Raw genomic sequence first — 16,427 nt, 5'->3', positions numbered from 1 at the left:
TCCTCACGCCATAGGGCCAAAAAAACTCCGTAATACGCGGTCCCTTGAAAGCAACAACGTATTGCGCAATTTGATTGTGAACAGGTTGCAGATAACGTGCCTTTGCAGCTTGTTCAGAAAAAATCAATGGTTTTTTAAAAGCTTCTTCCTATTTTCAGATATGAAATTGTTCTAATGCTGCCGGCTTCGCTGATTACGAAGCATTCCGGAGCCGCGTTCTCGGCCATAACCCGGCGGATTTTTTCAGACCTCGGATAATGGTTCTACGCAATCTCCTCATTGTTATTTTCTCTCCTTTCACTTTTGGCGTTTTAGCACTCAATTTAGTGGAGTGCTAACAATTTTATATTAATATATCCGCCCGCTGCTTTCAAGACCTGATCCACTTTTGCTAAAAGCATGATGAGCTGTGGGAACAATCTGTAGCGGCCACTCATCATTTTGTAAGTTTCAACGATATACAGGATATGAAGATAGAAATTCCTTCGTATTTTCCTCATCTCGATGTACGGCTATGGTACGCCGAAAGCTCTTTAATAGGATTTTCAGCCACAAACGGATATCACTTGGAGATGTTGTTTCTGGATCCCGGCCAAATCGGCAAAGGATACGGAAAACAAATCATCCGGTCATTAATTCATGATTATGGCGTGACGTCCGTTGATGTAAACAAGCAAAACGAGAATGCCGTCATGTTCTACTTGAAAAGCGGCTTTTCGATGGTCAGCGAGGATGCGACGGACAGTGCAGGCCGTCCTTATCCGATATTGCATTTGCAATATAGCGGGAAGCAGAAGTAAGTCTTCTGCTTTTTTTACTTGTCGGGGGTCCAAGCAACAAAGAGGCTCCGAAGGCCGTTCACAGCACGACCGTTACTCCCCGGCCCTGCTTAAACTCGCGGAATAACGGTAATCGAGACTTCGGGACTTAACTGCCGAGTACACCATCCAATTTGTCAGCCCAATCACCCTCCATGTTCAACGGATTGAAATAGATTCGTCATTTTTTTGATAAAAAGAATGGCCTATGATTTACAAGCCAATGTTATGATGAAAATAATCCTATGACGCAATCCATTCCATTACATCATGCAGGAGGTGACCAAGATGCGGAAGCCCGATCGTCTCAGCAGCCAACCTCTGTATCAACAAATTGCGGATGACATCGAACGGAGAATTTCATACGGGGAATTTCCGCCGGGCAGCCTGCTACCGTCCGAACGAAAACTGGCCGAACAATTGGGAGTGAATCGAAGCACGGTCATTCTTGCGTATGCGGAGCTTCGCTCGTTAGGGATCATCGAAAGCCGTACGGGAAGCGGAACCCGGGTCAGCAAGTATAAATGGGGAGCCATGCCGAAGCATACCCCCAACTGGCACCGGTACGTTGAAGGCGGCAGCTTCCTGCCTAATCTGCCTTTTTTGCGCCGAATTCGGGAAGCATTGCAGAAAGACAAAGCGCTGATTGATTTTGCCAGCGGCGAACTGGGTGCGGACCTCTCTCCCGTGAAAGAGATCAATACTCTTCTTGACGAGAATCACTATACGGGATATCTCGGATATGACAATCCGCAAGGATTTGTTCCGCTTAGGGAAACAGTTGTCTCGTATTTAAAACAATATCGGGGCATTCAAACGACGGAATCGTCGATCCTCATCACATCCGGCTCCCAGCAATCCTTGTATTTAATTACCCAGTGTTTGCTGACCCCCGGAGATGCGGTCGCCATTGAAGATCCTTCTTACTGCTACTCGCTGCCCATGTTTCAATCGGCAGGCTTGCGATTGTTCCGTCTCCCCGTTGACTCTAAAGGAATCCGTCCTGAGGACGTCCGCTCTTTATACAAAAAACACCGCATCAAGATGGTATTCATCAATCCGAATTATCAGAATCCGACAGGCGTCGTCCTTGATGCCAAACGCCGGACGGAACTGCTGGATCTGGCCAGCGAGCTGGGCCTCCCGATTGTGGAGGATGATCCCTTCAGCCTGACGTCTTACGACGGAACGCCGCCGACACCGCTGAAATCGATGGATTCCATCGGCTCGGTCCTCTACATCGGCTCTTTCTCCAAAATGGCCGCATCCGGGCTGCGGGTGGGCTGGATGGTCGCTCCTCATTCCGTGGTCGAGCGGCTTGCCGATGCCAGACAGCAGATGGATTTCGGGCTTAGCGTTGTCCCCCAGCAGGTTGCTGCCCAGTTCTTGAAGTCCAAGTATATCCGGCCGCATTTGGAACGTTTGCGAACGAATCTGCTTTATAAGCGGGATTTATTGATAGAAGCGCTTCAGAAAGAACTGCCGGACCTGGTCCGCTTCTCGATTCCGCAGGGAGGCTTGCATCTGTGGTGCAGAATTATCCCCGAGGTGAACGATAGCAAGCTGTTGGAGGAGGCTATCCGCCATGGAGTCATCTTTGTGCCCGGCAGCGTCTACGGTTCGGATTCGGGCTATGTGCGATTCACATTTGCTAGACCGAAGCCGGATGAAATCGTTCCGGGCATTTCCAAATTCGCCTCAGCACTTCGGACCATTCTTGGTTAATCCGGTAAAAAAGCCCCTAAAGGAGCCATTTCGAAATCGACCTATAAAGGGATCAAGAATCCGTTTGCAGATTCTTGATCCCTTGTATCACTCAAGCGGATTCCTTGCCCGTCAGCCAATTACTCCTCAAGATACCGGGAGATTTCGATTAAATTTTGATCCGGGTCCCGAACATATACGGACACAATCGGGCCGAGCGCCCCGGTCCTTCTGACAGGTCCCTCCTCAATCTCCACATCATTATTTCCAAGATGATTTATAAGCTGCCCCATAGTCATCCCATCGAAAATAAAACACAGATCTGCCGATCCGGGCACAGGATGTTTCGCTTTCGGTTCAAATTCTTTGCCGGCCTCATGCAAATTGATTTTTTGCTGGCCGAATCGCAGTGCTTTTCTTCCTGAACCGAACGTTTCTTCCTCCATCCCGAGAATACGCGTATAAAACCGGATGGTCTTTTCCATATCGGTTACGGTCAGAACAAGGTGATCGAGTCTTTGGATCATCCTTTCGCCCCTCCTTGTTATGCCATTCTATATCAAAGCAGAGCAGGCTTGCCTTCAAAACAACCACTCCACTCCCAAAATAAAGATATCTTACATTCATTCAAGGCGAGCCAAATTAACTCGCTATTACTTTCCCCACAACCAGTTCTTTTCTCGGCATGGCCTGCATATCTCCGGCCGTAACGTGAGCAACTACATAGTAGATGCCGTCTTCCGGGAACATCGTTTTGATTCGATAAGTTCCATCTTGCCAATGCTTCGCGGTGACCGTCTCATGTTTTGCTTGATCCTTCTTCCAAATTTCAAACTTGACTTCCTGGGCATCTGTCACCTTTTCCGCGCCCTGAGTAACAGATGCGTCAATAAGAATGGCCCGTCCCGGCTGCAGAGTGTCCTGAACCGTCTTTATTTCGACCTGAAGCGGCCCGGAATCTTCGGCAATATCGCTATTTGTGCAGGCTGCGGTGAATAAGATAAACATAAGACCAATCAGCAGCAAACTAGTTTTTTTCATAAACGATCCCTCCAAATTTTTATTATTAAAATGAACTACCGGCGGTGTCCAAGATCAGGATGAGCAAGACGAAGTTCCGGGAAGCCAACCAATACCGGCCAAAGGCGGTAACGAGATTCAATTGAAGGATTCGCGGCTTGGTCAATTGAATCCAATCTTTGATCATCACCTCCTTCCTCCTGTCAGAAGCCGATAAACTTGCGGAAGACCGGCTCATGTTGCCACCATATTAAACATCATGATCCACATGGAGCCGATAACGATAAGAAGTAAAATGAACAGACCAAGAATCAGGGTCACCAGGTTGTAACGAGGCTTTTTTTCCTCCCGCAGATGCATGAAATAAATCAGTTGAACGACGAACTGCAGCACGGCTGCCGTCATCAGAACGATTGTGTTCGCCATCCCCTCCAGCCAGCCGTATACGGCGACTGCAACGGGAATGATCGTCAAAATAATGGAGAAACCTGTATCCCCCAAATATAGAAATCCTGGACCAGGAAGCCAACCGGCGGAGTGCTTTGGGGGTCTTCATTTCTTTCTCATCTCCTATCGAATTGCGGGTATATCATCACGCCTTACTTTAAGGGTGAATGTGATATCTGTCACCAACCGATACCGAAGTCAATGAACCGACCATGTTCAATAAAATGAAACAAAATAGGCAATATTTACCCATTGACGAATCTCCTTTCCATAAAAAAAGCACCCAACGGAGCCATATAAACTTTCTGTGGAAAAGAAAATGCCCCCCATAGAAAATGAAGAGCTCAACCTTAGTGCATTGCCGAACAAGATAACGGCAGGCAAGATGGATTTATGGGCACCGGACTGGTCCAAAGACAAGGAATTGGATGGTTACTAAACCTGGAAGAAGATTTACATTTGAAATGAATGGACTAGTCGAGGAATATTAATACTGCGAGGAGATTGCTTATGTCTGAAAATATGAAAGTGACAGCAAGGAAGACAATACAAAATATCCGCCCTTATACTCCGGGAAAGCCGATTTGGGAGCTTCAGATCGAGCTTGGCTTATTGCAAGTCATTAAATTGGCGTCTAACGAAAACCCATTGGGACCTTCTCCTAAAGCATTGGAAGCCGTACAACGCTCTTTAGCGGACATTCACCGTTATCCGGATGCAGGTGCGTTGAAATTGAAGCAGGTAATTGCCTCCAAACTGGACATGAAACCGGAGCAGCTCATCCTTACAAACGGCGGGGATGAACTGATTACACTCATCTCCGAGACATTCCTGGAGCCCGGCGATGAAATCATCGTACTCTCTCCGTCATTCAGCGAGTATGAATTCGGGGCGCATCTTATGGGGGCGAGCGTCATTTTCGTACCGCTCGGAGAACAATACTCTTTCGATTTGGATGCGATTATAGAAGCGGTGACAGAACGAACCAAAATGATTTGTCTCTGTTCTCCCAACAACCCTACCGGCACCTATCTGCCGAAATCGGTCCTGCATCACCTAATACAGACAACAAAAAAACACGACCCAAGATCGTGTCTCATTTTAAACCAATGTATTCATGTCTGTAGTTCTTACAATTTCCTGTTTTTTATCGTTAACGATCAATTGAAATACATCCGGCCGGCTGTAATGACCGGCAACATCAAAATCATACCGGCTTTGGGTAACCCGGGTAAGATCCAGATCGGCCACCAGAATGCCTTCCTGGTTATAGAGCGGCTCGACGACATATTCGCCAAGCGGTCCTATGATGGCGCTTCCTCCTCTGCATAGAATATCCTCGTCTTCCCTAATATCTTCATAGCAAGCCAAATCGGCAGGATAAGAGGCCTTGGTTGCAAACTGATTGCAGGAAATGACATAGCAGCGGCCTTCACAGGCGATATGCCGCATCGTCGCTTGCCACGTATCCCGGGCATCCGCCGTCGGAGCAACATAAATGTCTATGCCTTGTACATACATGGCCATTCGGGCAAGCGGCATGTAATTTTCCCAGCAGATCAAACCGCCGATTCTTCCCGCGGGAGTATCGATAACCGTAAGCGTACTGCCGTCCCCTTGTCCCCACAAGAGTCGTTCGGAACCGGTCGGAACAAGCTTGCGGTGTTTCCCCATTAGACGCCCGTCCGGCCCGATGTATACCATTGAGTTATATAGCGTTCCGGTGCTGAATTCCTGATCCCGCTCCACAACGCCAATGATTAGATAAACTCCCAGCTCCTTGGCCCATTCGCCAATAGTTTCGATTTCGGCACCCGGGATCTCGATTGCGTTCGCCCAATAGCGTCCCCAGTCTGTTCTCCCGCCGTCATTGCGGCTTCCGACTCGCGTACCGAAGCTTAATCCCCGCGGATAACCCGGAAGAAACACCTCCGGAAAAACAATCAATTCGGCCCCTTGGCCGGCCGCCTCTCTCGTCATGGCTGCAATCTTGTCCATGGCCGATTGTTTATCGAACAGGATAGGCGCGGACTGAACAACGGCTGCCTTAATATTACGATTTCTCATCGACCATTCCTCGCAAAGTTAGATTTATTTTGGAGATTTACGATCTTCTCCAATAGACGGTTGAAGCTCTTTTTTGAATGCTATTCATCATCTTCCCATTTTTTGGAGTAGGCCTTCCTCGTGATCCAGAAAGTGATATAGCAGACGATAAAAGTGACTACGGCCGATATAATCCACACACCCGCTGGCACTTCCATTGAAATCCCCCCTAAACTTAGTAGCAGTACTAGAATTCCTAATCATCAGTCTATATATAATTCGGATGTTCTAAATGAACAGTCCCTTTTATCTTACCCCCAGCTCAACTCCAATATAGCAGCTATGAATCCGTTAGTAACCATCCATTTCCATCTATTGTGCGCCAACCACTTCGCGGTTAAAGCGGATTGTTCCTATTGCTATCCAATTGGGTGGTTACTTTTTGCAGGAAATGCATTACATTCATAAAAATGAATATGTTGAACTCAATAATATAGGGGAAATGGAGGGCCAAGAAGGGGACTAACCTGATAAAAGTAGACATGGGAAAATGATTCATAGTTTCAATCGCACATCGATCGGAGGCTTTCCACAATGAAAACAACTCTGTACTTAACCCGTCACGGTCAAACGGAATGGAATTTGCAGAAGAAAATGCAAGGGCATAAAGATTCCCCTCTAACCGAATACGGTATTCAGCAAGCCGGATGGCTAAAGGAACGTTTGGAGAATATCCATTTGGATGCGATCTATTCCAGTACCAGTCCAAGGGCGCTAAACACAGCCCGAATTCTCCTGGGAAACCGCTCATTGGATATTTTGGAGGATGATTCACTTAAGGAAATTAACATGGGGCTGTGGGAAGGCCGACAGATAGAACACATTCAGCAGCAATATCCCCTTCAATATGATCAATTTTTCAATGAGCCGCATGTATACAGGCCCGCAGGTCATGGAGAAACTTATACAGAATTACTGGAAAGAACACTCCCCGTCATCGAAAATATTCTGACAGAGCATAAAGGCGAGCAGGTGCTTATTGTTACTCACCGAATTACTTTGAAAGCGGTCATGAGTCATTTTTTGCATAAAAAGCTTCATGAAATAGCAAGCATGCCCGACATCTATCCTACTGCATTATGTAAGATTACAATGGATGACGGCAGACCGATAGTAGATCTGTACGGGGACATCTCTCATTACCGAGAATAAATGAAAAGGCTGTCTCACCCTTCAGGGCGTTCTGTAGCAAACCTTAATGCGGCTTTTTTACGAAAATAGGATGCAAGTTTCTCCGAAATTTCCGCTATGACAGCGTTGGGCAACCAGGCGAATGTTCAAGGAGTTCAAAGTCGAAAGCTCCCCTGCTAATCGTATCATCCTCTTGGTTGCCCTCCGGCGGAAAATCTAAGGATTACCAGTCGGTCATGACCGTCATGCTGAAACGTCCATTGCCCCCGATTAACTGTATGACTGCTGCAAGGACCCAATACGAGCGTTGACCTTCCCCTCGAAGGCTTGAACCGCCGCGTTGGCAATTTCGATGTCTTGGGCGCTGGTCCCTCCGCTTACGCCAATACCGCCAACAATATGTCCGTTACTGACTAATGGAATGCCTCCTCCCAGGATAACAATTCTGCCAAAGTTCGTGGTATTTATACCAAACGTAGGGCCACCCGGCTGAGCGGTTTGCGCCAAATTTGCCGTCGGCATTTGCATGCTTACACTCGTCCAAGCCTTATTCTTCGAAATTTCGATTCCCGCAATTCGAGCATTATCCATACGCTGAAAAGCAACCAGGTTCCCACCGTCATCCACAATCGCTATATTGCTGGAGAGTCCCATCTGGCGGGATTTTTGTTCGGCGGCTGCCAGTAATCTCTTCGCGGTCTCTAAAGTAAGCTTTACCAAGCTTTTACCCCCCTTCCCCATACTGCTACAACATATGACACTGACCCAGAATCGGTGAATCATGGTTATGCCCGGACCCCGTCGCAGCACAAACAGGCGGGTTTACGTAACCACGCAAACCCGCCTGAATTAATCGCTGTATTTTCAAAAAAATGAAGGGGCCTCTTCGTTGTCCATCGCTCACGCACTGTGAAACATTAATTCCTTCTTCAAAAAATGCTTATCCAGAATTAATGAGGCCATTCCGTAAACCGATGATTTATTACCCAGGGCGGCTCCAACAATTTCTATATCCGCAGTCGGTGAATCCATAATTTCCTTAAGCTTGTCCGTAATATAAGGAAGCACGAAAGGCTTGGCAAACAATAAATTTCCGCCAATGATAATCATCTTCGGATTGATCAGGTAAATTAAATTGCTTAAGCCGATGGACAGATCGTCAAGCAAGCTGGTCAGCATTTCTCTGCAAAATTCATCCCCCTCCATCGCCAGATTATACACTTCGCGGATATTGCATTGATCCAGCACAGAATTGTAGATTTTGGGGGGCAGCGGAAACCCGTTCTGGGCAGCCTCATTGATTTTATTAATGAAGGCCAGCTCCGTTGCGTACAAGCGCAGACAGCCTTTCTTGCCGCATATGCATTTGGGGCCGTATTTATTAATGGACATGTGCCCGATTTCTCCGGCCCCGCCATATTCTCCACGAATCAGTTCGTTATTGACGATGACCGAGGATCCGATCCCCCTGCCCACCGTCACATAGATAAGGTTATTAACATCCTTGGCCGGACCGATCGCACGCTCCCCGAGAATGGCCGCATGCTGTTCCTGCTCCACAACGAGAAACAAGGACGGGAACGCTTTGCGCATCTCTTCCTCAAACGGGTAATCTTCCAATTCCAACAAGTGTCCTCTATATACGACGCCTGCCCGGTCCAATACCGTAGGCATGGAAAACCCGAGGCCGATAATATTTTTGTCGGCATGCTTCTGAAGGAAGCTGTGGACGCAAGCTTTGATCGTTTCGACTAACTCCGCGCCTTTTTCCTTGACCTCTATTTCCTGCTCGTCCACCATCGTCAGATGCAGATCGAACAGGCAGACCTGCAGCGTAATATGAAAAGCTTCCGTGACGACTGCAAGAGTAGCCATATATCCGCCGGCTGCGTTTATGGTGAGCAATGTTGGGCGCCGGCCTCCCGCCTTGGTCGAATTGCCCGTTCCGACCTCGACAATGTAGCCTTCTTTCTCCAAGGCATCCACCACGTTGGAGACGGTGCTTTGACTCAATTTTGTTTTTTTGGCTATATCGATTCGAGATATCGTCTTAAAATGATGTATAGTATTCAAGACCAGCGTTCTGTTTAAAGTTTGCAGAAACCTCTGGTCACCCGCTTTGGCAAATTTGACCATGTGTCCTCCTCTTTATTCGAGGCTTATCCCAAGCCGCTCGACTATTTCTCTGGACGCCAAGCCGTAATTATAGAAAAACAAATCGTTAACCCCCGCTTTGGCATAAGCGTTCAAATAGCCGTCCAGATGTTCCGGGGCCGTGATTTCAGGCTCGATCATTCTGACGCCTGCCGCCAGCTTATGCCGCGGGACGGATTGCAGGGCTCTGTCCACGAACGGTACCGTATCCTCAGCGGAAGACGGATAGCAGGCTACCCATTGATCTATATACCGGTCGAGCCTTCGTGGATTCATGCCATACAGTCCCGGCTCGGCTCCATAGGCCATCCACAGGGTGCTAAGCATCTGCAGAGGCTTCCCGGAGCCGTCAACGATACTGCGGCACTGTGCGAAAACAGCGTCCACCGTGTCTTCCCTCATTTGAATGAATTGCATATATTGAGGGAGAGACGTCGCAGTTACGGGCTCCCGGCTGTTGGCCACCGTTTCCGCCGCATGTGCGATTTCCTGCCGGAACCGGTCCGCATCTATTCCTGCAGCCCGGGCATTGGCCATGCATTGATTACAGAAACAAAGCCCCAGCAGCCGTTCAAGCTCATCCTTGCGGGCAGAGCAGACCAACTCATGATGGTCGCCATGAAGCATACCGGGATAATCGAATGATTCCAGCACAAAGCCGTCTAAATCATAGCCTTCGGCCAAATCCGAAAGGATTGCCTTCACATACTGCTGCGTTTCCTTGTGCGCCGGACATAAGGCATGCCGGTAAGACTCCCCGAACGCATTGCGAACCGTAAATTCAGGGAAGGCCTCTCCGAGATATGAATTGTGGAAGCCTACAACCCATGCGTAAACTTCCATCTGAAGTGCTTTGGCGTGATGACATATCAATGTCAATAAGTCTCCGGGTGCACCCGTTCCTCGCGACGCGCTGCGGTGCTGCTCGAATGCTTCCCCCGTCCGGGGCAGGAGCTGCCCATATTTGGTAGTATTTACATTATAGTATACGGAACTGTAAGGGTGATAGTATATTTTTCTATGCGGATTATGGGGCAGCAAAAACTTTCCGGAATGATAGGCGGCCGTCACCGCAATGCCGGTTACACCCATTTCCTTCAACTTGTTCAGTACAGGCTCGATCCCTTCATCCAGCAAGTCCCATGCATATATGAAAATGGTTCTTTTGTTCAAAACGATTACCTCCGCCATGTTGGATCTATCTTATAAGCCTTCCTTACAGCGTTCGATAAGTTGGGCCGCGAACAAGCCCGCGTCCACTCCCGGAATTTCCACCGCTTTTCCTTGTAAGGTCAGCAAAAATCTGCGGTTAAGCTCGGAGTATCCCCATAAAGACAAATGATCTGCCGGAAACCGCTCCATCGTGCTTCCGCCGGCAGAGAAGCTTTCGAAATGGCCGGTGCCTGCGGAAGCCGCTTCATGACCTTTAAATACCGTTATGGTATTGATGCGGTGCCCGGGATCGGTGGAATAAGAAGCATTTCCGAATTCATGGGCATTGAGCGTCAGCATTTGCCCGGCCTCTGTCATCAGAATCGCCGCAAAAGCGTCATCCTCATATTCCGGGCCCAGCCGGATCCGGGAGGAAACCGCCTTGACCTCTTGAATCTCGCCCGGGATTAGGTAATGGACCAGATCAAATATATGACTTCCCAGACAGACAAAAACGCCGCCTCCCTGCTCAGCGCCCCCTGCCCATCCCTGCATGAACGGGGCCGTAACGAATTGGGCATTCAGAGCATCGACCTTCGATCCGGCCTGGTCAATAAATCGTTTCAATCTCTGCATTCCGGGAGAGTAACGGTGATTAAATCCCATTGCGAAACGGATGCCGCTGCTCGCGACAATGTCCGCTGCCTGTTCCGCATCCGCCAGCCGAAGCCCGATCGGCTTCTCGCAGAAGACGGCTTTGCCATGGCCCGCGGCCATCGCGATATAGGCAACATGCGAATCATGCCGGGTGCAGATATAGACGGCATCGACATCAGAGTCCGCGCAGAGCTCTTCCGCCGAGAGGTAGATTTTTCCTCCGTAAGCTGCAGTCAGCTTGCCGGCCGAAGACTCCGCAAGATCGAAGCCTCCGGCAACCGTTCCTCCATGCCGCAGTATGCATGCGGCATGGATATGGGCAATTTCGCCACAGCCAATAAAGCCGATTTTCTTCATATTAACCCGCCCCCTGTCTCAATATCATCTTGCAATTGAACTCTCAGTCCGGTTTCCAGAGATTTAATGCAGGCTTCGACAACCAATGCATTGCGGTAGGCATCCAGGAGGTCGACGGGTGCCGGTGAAGAACCGGTCAAGCTCTCTATCCAAGCGTGAATCGAACTCTTCAGCGTCTCCGCATAATTGCAGCTTTCGAAGACGGAGGGCGACCAGGTCGTTCTTTCCATCGAATGGTGAGGATAGGTGTGAAGACCTTCCAGCATGTTCGTCACCTCATACCTGGCCTTGTCCGTAGACAGCTCGAAATGCTGGAACGGATGTTGGCTTTCATGGACGCCGCCGACGAACGTATGGGTCATGACTCCGATGCTGCCGTTGCGGAATTCGAGGCTGACGGCCACGTCGGACAGGATTTCGCTGTCAATCCGTTTGCCGACAGCATAGACGCTGCGGATCTCCCCGTTAATATACCTTAAGGTATCAATCATATGGCAGCAGGAATCCGTCACAATAAAGTAAGGATGGGCCAGGTCGGACTGCTTCACCGGGCCCTGCTGCTGCATGGATATGGCGATTAAATGCGGCTTCTCGCCGCTGATTTTATCCTTCAGCTTCCGGTAGCAAGGAGAGTATCTCTGGTTGTAGTTGACGCCCGCAATCGCCTCCGTTGTTCTGGAGAGCGCGAGCAGCCAGGCGATTTCGCCGGAGTTTTTGCCGGCCGGCTTCTCACAGAACAGATGCTTGCCGCGTTGCAGAAGCGCCTTGCAGAAGGAAGCGTGGGTATCCGGCAATGTGCAGATGACCGCCGCATCGTAGCCGGTTCCCTGCCGCTCCAGCTCCTCCAGCGACTGATAATAAGGGACGCCTCCGAGCTTCTGTGCCAATGCTCCCGCCGCTTCTTCCCCCCGGTCGATAATGGCCGCAAGCTCGGTGTCATGATGCTCGTATACCGCGCGGGCGTGATGCTGGCCGGCCCAGCCCGCACCAATGATAATGATCCTCTTCTTCACCCTGAAGTTCCTCCTCTGCAATCTTGCTCGCTCTTAGTGTGCATTACCGTTATGCACTTACAACAGAACAGGCTGGCCGGTCCGAATGCTCTGCTCCATGGCCTTGATTCCGTTGGCCGCATGCAGCATATCCTCCAATGTCATGCACTGCTCCTCTCTTCCCAGACAGCAGTTCAGAAAATGCTCGATTTCCAGGCTTCCCATAGGATCATAACGGATCGGACCCAGCTCGGTTTTCGGATTTTGCATAACATAGGAGAAACGGTCGTGATCGGTCCGGATCACTCCTTTGGTTCCGACAATGTCCAGCATATAGAACGGGAAATCCCAATCCATCGAGGAGACAAGATTTAATTGCACGAGTGCGCCTCCCGACGTTTTGCCCATGGCCTGAACGGTATCCCAGGTGCCGATTTGCCGGAATACATATTGTCCGCCCGCCGCATAAAGCTCCGTCAAATCATCTCCGGTCATCCAGCGGACCGTATCGATAAGATAGACACCGAAGGTGCCGAGAGGACCTCCGCTTCGTGCAGGGTCCCGCTCCCATTCCTGATGAATCATCGCCTCATGATGGATGAACAGCCGCAAATTCGTAGGCCGGCCGATCTCTCCCCGGCGAATCCGATCGGCTATGGAGATGATCGATCCCTCATAACGCAGAGGGTTGCCCGGCAGGACGATGCTTCTTCCGGCTTCCGCCGTCCGCATCAGGGAACGGATTTCATCCGGTTCCAGCGATAACGGCTTGCCGACGAAGACATGGCAGCCATGCCGGAGCGCCATGTCCGCGTATTTCGCATGCTCCCATACCTCACAAGCGACCATGACCGCATCTACGCCAAGCTCAAACAGCTCCTCGGGCTGATGAACCAGACGGCAGCCGATCTCTTCGCAAAACCGGCTTGCCGTCGTTCCCGCACACTCCTCCACATACTCCGGTGATTGGCCCAGATCACAGCAGGCAACCACTTCAACCTCCTTGAGCTTCGCCAAGTGCCGGGTATAGGTGGTTGCGTAGAACCCTTGGGAAAAACCAATCAGTCCGAACCGCAGCTTATGCCCTCGGGTTGTCATCCAACCACCGCCTCAATGTGTGATACTGTAGATCCAGACGATTCATCGGCTCCGGCTGCCGAACTGCGCCGCCGTTCTTCTTCTTCTCCTCTACAATAGAGGCAATAGCTTTAATGATCGTTCTCTCGTCCCCATCGTCAAGAAAGGACAGATCGAATTCCATTTTCCCGTGGTATACGGCGTAATCGTCCATTTTAATGACCGGATCGCCGGTTCCCAGCTTCATGTTGATCTCCCATGCCGGAACCCCGGTCTGTTCTTCATCGATCTCCATGACGACTCTGACGGACGGCGAGAAGCGGGTACGCTTGATCGACCCCGTCAAACCCGGAACTTCGGCCATGGCCGCAATAAAACGCTCGGCAAACGCCTCCTGCTGCCGGATAATCGCCTCTTCGTCCCTGGCCAGCCAATGCTCGATGGCCGAGATCAATCCGAGCACGCCTTCCTTGCCCACCTTCATCGGCCGCCCGATGCCCAACTCCTGCAGGAAACAGGCGTGTACCAGATCCTTGCGCCCGGCGACGAGAGCTGAAGTCGCTCCCCCGAGCCATTTCTGCCCGCTGTGAACGACCAAATCCGCCCCTTTGGCGATGGAATGGCGGAAATCGGTGTCGTAAGCGGCGTCGACAATGACGGGAACACCCTTGGACTTACAGATCTCCACGAATTTATCGAACGGCAGCAGATTGGGAGGAAACACATCCATCATCACATAGACGGCCGCGGCTACATCGGAGGTGAGTGCGGCCTCCAGATGATAGGAGGCACAATCGAGCGCCTCGCCGATTTCCACGGGCTCCGCACCGGTCAGCCTTATCAATTGGTTGGCCGGCGTATCGCCGATTCCGATAACATGGCCTTTCTGAATGACTACTTTATGCTTCGGCCCCCGGATAATCGGCAGCTCCTTGATCTTGCCCATATCGTCTCCGGTCAGCGTGGCGGCGATGCTGATGGCCATCCCGGCGGCCGTACAGCCTGCAGCGACACCGGCTTCGGCGCCGGTCAGCTTAACGATCGCTTCGTTCGCTCTTCTCTGCAGCTCCCACATTTCCACGGACAGCCCGAGCATGTCATAAATATCCTGCCGTATGCCGTCTTTGACCCGCGATGCGCCCAATACGGTTGCCGGCCCCCTGGCATTAATTACTTTTCTTAACCCGAATCGGTCATAGAATGATTGCATAATCCTGCTCCCCTTTCCTTATCGCATAACCGGCAACGCCCTGCCCGCGAATACTCCGGTAACCTTCTCGTCCCACACCGCAATTTCTCCGTTAACCAATACGTGTGAAATACCTGACGGGCCTGTTCTGGCCTGCTGAACTACGGATGTATCCGTGACGGTCTCCGCGTCGAACACTACGAGATCAGCCGCTTTCCCTTCCAAGATAACCCCCCTGTCCTTAAGTCCGAAACGCTCGGCAGGCACCATAGTCATCCGGTTGATCAGCACTTCCAGCGAGAAATTCTTCTCCCTGGCCAGCCTGAGCAGCTTGGGAAAGCTTCCGAATGCCCTAGGATGCGGGTTCTGCCCGAGATAAATCGCATCGCTTCCTACCATATAGTAAGGGCGGGACAGCAGCTCGAACAGGTCGTCCTCAATTTGCTTCACTACAGACTCGTCCTCGGGACGCTCCCCTAAGATCCCCACAGCCAGCTTCTCTTCAAGGAGCAGGTCGCACAGCACCTCGTACACCGTCTGACCGCGCAAGTCCGCCGCTTGCTGGAACGTTAATCCAAGCAATTCATCATTGCGGCCCGAAGGCAGGTAGGAGAAAGTGCCGTCAATATTCGGGAAATCCTTCTGAATGTCCCGCACAATAGCCGGGCGCAGCTTCTTGTCCGCCAGCCTCTCCAGGGTCGATTCGTAGCCCCCTTCCACGGTCCAAGGCGGCAGGTGAATGACGCCTGTGCTGCTTCCGAAGGCATAAGGATACAATTCGAGGCTGACGTCAAGTCCTTTCTGGTAGGCGTCATCGATCGGCCCCATCAGCTCATCCACCTTGCCCGCGTTGTTGGGCCCCGTGCGGAAATGGGAATAGTGGATTTTGCAGCCGGATTGCCATCCGATATCCAGCGCTTCCTGAATCGCATCGAATTTCTCACCTTTGAACACGGTGCGCAAATGAGTGACATAGATGCTGTCCTTCTCCGCAAGGACACGGGACAGCTCAATCAGTTCCTGCGTATCTCCATAGGAGCCCGGGAAATAACTAAGGCCTGTGGAGAAAGCAACGGCTCCCTGATCGATTCCATCAGCCAGCAAGCGCTTGGCCTTCTCCAGATGAGCGCCGGTTAGCGGCACATCTCGGAAGCCGACCGTTTCCAGGCGCAGAACGCCATGAGGAACCTGGTAGGCCGTATTAATGGCCACGGTTCCGTCGAATTTGCTGCGGTATTCCTCTACCGTCGACCAGTCCAGCGGAATATCCGGTGTTCCGTTCAATCCGCCCAAATACTTAAAGTACATTTCCAAATTGTCCTTGGATAACGGAGCGTAGGACAACCCGTCCTGACCGAGGATTTCGGTCGTGACTCCCTGATATAATCCGCAAGCATGCTGCCTGTCCCACAGCAGCATCACGTCCGAATGGACATGTGTATCAATAAAGCCGGGACTGACGACGCGGCCGCTCGCATCGATCGTGTAACGCGCCTCCGCGTCGGGGAAGCTGCCGATTCCGGCGATTTTGCCGTCCTTGATCACAATATCCGCCTTGTAGCGTTCGTTCCCGGTTCCGTCAATAATCATTCCATTTCTAATGCAAACATCAAAGCTCATCAA

16 protein-coding genes and 1 pseudogene are annotated in these 16,427 nt (G+C 50.8%); 4 read left to right on the top strand and 13 right to left on the bottom strand.

Going from position 1 to position 16,427, the window contains the following annotated elements:
• Nucleotides 1-467 precede the first annotated feature (467 nt).
• Together FS806_RS04490 and pdxR are read left to right on the top strand one after the other, a co-directional pair.
• On the top strand, nt 468-800 hold the full coding sequence (locus tag FS806_RS04490; protein ID WP_144933425.1) for a GNAT family N-acetyltransferase: 333 nt from the start codon (nt 468-470) through the stop codon (nt 798-800).
• A gap of 306 nt (nt 801-1,106) precedes the next feature.
• Nucleotides 1,107-2,543, top strand: a complete 1,437-nt coding sequence (pdxR, locus tag FS806_RS04485) for a MocR-like pyridoxine biosynthesis transcription factor PdxR (protein ID WP_144933424.1) — start codon at nt 1,107-1,109, stop codon at nt 2,541-2,543.
• A gap of 119 nt (nt 2,544-2,662) precedes the next feature.
• Here the strand turns inward: pdxR and FS806_RS04480 are convergent, their stop codons facing one another.
• From FS806_RS04480 to FS806_RS04465, 4 genes are all read right to left on the bottom strand, one after another.
• Nucleotides 2,663-3,049: a VOC family protein gene (locus FS806_RS04480; RefSeq protein ID WP_144933423.1), complete on the bottom strand. Its 387-nt coding sequence runs from the start codon at nt 3,047-3,049 to the stop codon at nt 2,663-2,665.
• A 115-nt stretch (nt 3,050-3,164) separates the two neighbouring features.
• On the bottom strand, nt 3,165-3,563 hold the full coding sequence (locus FS806_RS04475; RefSeq protein WP_144933422.1) for a FixH family protein: 399 nt from the start codon (nt 3,561-3,563) through the stop codon (nt 3,165-3,167).
• A 25-nt stretch (nt 3,564-3,588) separates the two neighbouring features.
• Nucleotides 3,589-3,729, bottom strand: a complete 141-nt coding sequence (locus tag FS806_RS25625) for a hypothetical protein (protein WP_186328200.1) — start codon at nt 3,727-3,729, stop codon at nt 3,589-3,591.
• 47 nt (nt 3,730-3,776) lie between these two features.
• On the bottom strand, nt 3,777-4,043 hold the full coding sequence (locus tag FS806_RS04465; protein ID WP_144933421.1) for a cytochrome o ubiquinol oxidase subunit IV: 267 nt from the start codon (nt 4,041-4,043) through the stop codon (nt 3,777-3,779).
• A gap of 456 nt (nt 4,044-4,499) precedes the next feature.
• Here FS806_RS04465 and FS806_RS04460 point away from each other — a divergent pair.
• Nucleotides 4,500-5,057 (top strand): annotated as a pseudogene (locus tag FS806_RS04460) (pyridoxal phosphate-dependent aminotransferase); the annotation flags it as partial.
• A gap of 33 nt (nt 5,058-5,090) precedes the next feature.
• On the opposite strand, the gene FS806_RS04455 reads toward FS806_RS04460, so the two are convergent.
• Nucleotides 5,091-6,056 carry a carbon-nitrogen hydrolase family protein gene (locus FS806_RS04455; RefSeq protein WP_144933420.1) on the bottom strand — a complete coding sequence of 322 codons (966 nt, stop codon included), beginning with the start codon at nt 6,054-6,056 and terminating at the stop codon, nt 5,091-5,093.
• Between the two features lie 573 nt (nt 6,057-6,629).
• Here FS806_RS04455 and FS806_RS04450 point away from each other — a divergent pair.
• Complete coding sequence (locus FS806_RS04450; protein WP_144933419.1) at nt 6,630-7,247, top strand: histidine phosphatase family protein; 618 nt, start codon at nt 6,630-6,632, stop codon at nt 7,245-7,247.
• A gap of 249 nt (nt 7,248-7,496) precedes the next feature.
• Here FS806_RS04450 and FS806_RS04445 read toward each other — a convergent pair whose 3' ends face one another.
• The 8 genes from FS806_RS04445 to FS806_RS04410 form a co-directional block, all read right to left on the bottom strand.
• Nucleotides 7,497-7,946 (bottom strand): GlcG/HbpS family heme-binding protein, encoded by a 450-nt coding sequence (locus FS806_RS04445; protein WP_144933418.1) that lies wholly within the window; start codon nt 7,944-7,946, stop codon nt 7,497-7,499.
• A gap of 180 nt (nt 7,947-8,126) precedes the next feature.
• Nucleotides 8,127-9,362 (bottom strand): ROK family transcriptional regulator, encoded by a 1,236-nt coding sequence (locus tag FS806_RS04440; RefSeq protein ID WP_144933417.1) that lies wholly within the window; start codon nt 9,360-9,362, stop codon nt 8,127-8,129.
• 12 nt (nt 9,363-9,374) lie between these two features.
• Nucleotides 9,375-10,553: a hypothetical protein gene (locus FS806_RS04435; RefSeq protein WP_144933416.1), complete on the bottom strand. Its 1,179-nt coding sequence runs from the start codon at nt 10,551-10,553 to the stop codon at nt 9,375-9,377.
• 30 nt (nt 10,554-10,583) lie between these two features.
• Entirely contained in the window at nt 10,584-11,546 is a 963-nt protein-coding gene (locus tag FS806_RS04430; RefSeq protein ID WP_144933415.1) for a Gfo/Idh/MocA family protein, read from the bottom strand.
• Entirely contained in the window at nt 11,543-12,559 is a 1,017-nt protein-coding gene (locus FS806_RS04425; RefSeq protein ID WP_186328199.1) for a Gfo/Idh/MocA family protein, read from the bottom strand. Before FS806_RS04425 ends, FS806_RS04430 begins: the two co-directional genes overlap by 4 nt.
• 57 nt (nt 12,560-12,616) lie before the next feature.
• Nucleotides 12,617-13,636 carry a Gfo/Idh/MocA family protein gene (locus FS806_RS04420; protein ID WP_144933413.1) on the bottom strand — a complete coding sequence of 340 codons (1,020 nt, stop codon included), beginning with the start codon at nt 13,634-13,636 and terminating at the stop codon, nt 12,617-12,619.
• A complete protein-coding gene (locus tag FS806_RS04415) occupies nt 13,617-14,825 on the bottom strand; it encodes an aminotransferase class V-fold PLP-dependent enzyme (RefSeq protein ID WP_144933412.1) in 1,209 nt (402 codons plus the stop codon). Before FS806_RS04415 ends, FS806_RS04420 begins: the two co-directional genes overlap by 20 nt.
• 18 nt (nt 14,826-14,843) lie before the next feature.
• On the bottom strand, nt 14,844-16,424 hold the full coding sequence (locus FS806_RS04410) for an N-acyl-D-amino-acid deacylase family protein (protein WP_144933411.1): 1,581 nt from the start codon (nt 16,422-16,424) through the stop codon (nt 14,844-14,846).
• Between the last annotated feature and the right edge of the window lie 3 nt (nt 16,425-16,427).

The sequence above is a fragment of the Paenibacillus sp. 32O-W genome, assembly GCF_007679495.1.
Classification (GTDB): Bacteria; Bacillota; Bacilli; order Paenibacillales; family NBRC-103111; genus Paenibacillus_L; species Paenibacillus_L residui.
Note: the sequence above shows the minus strand (reverse complement) of the source record. Positions and strands in the feature narration are given on the sequence as shown.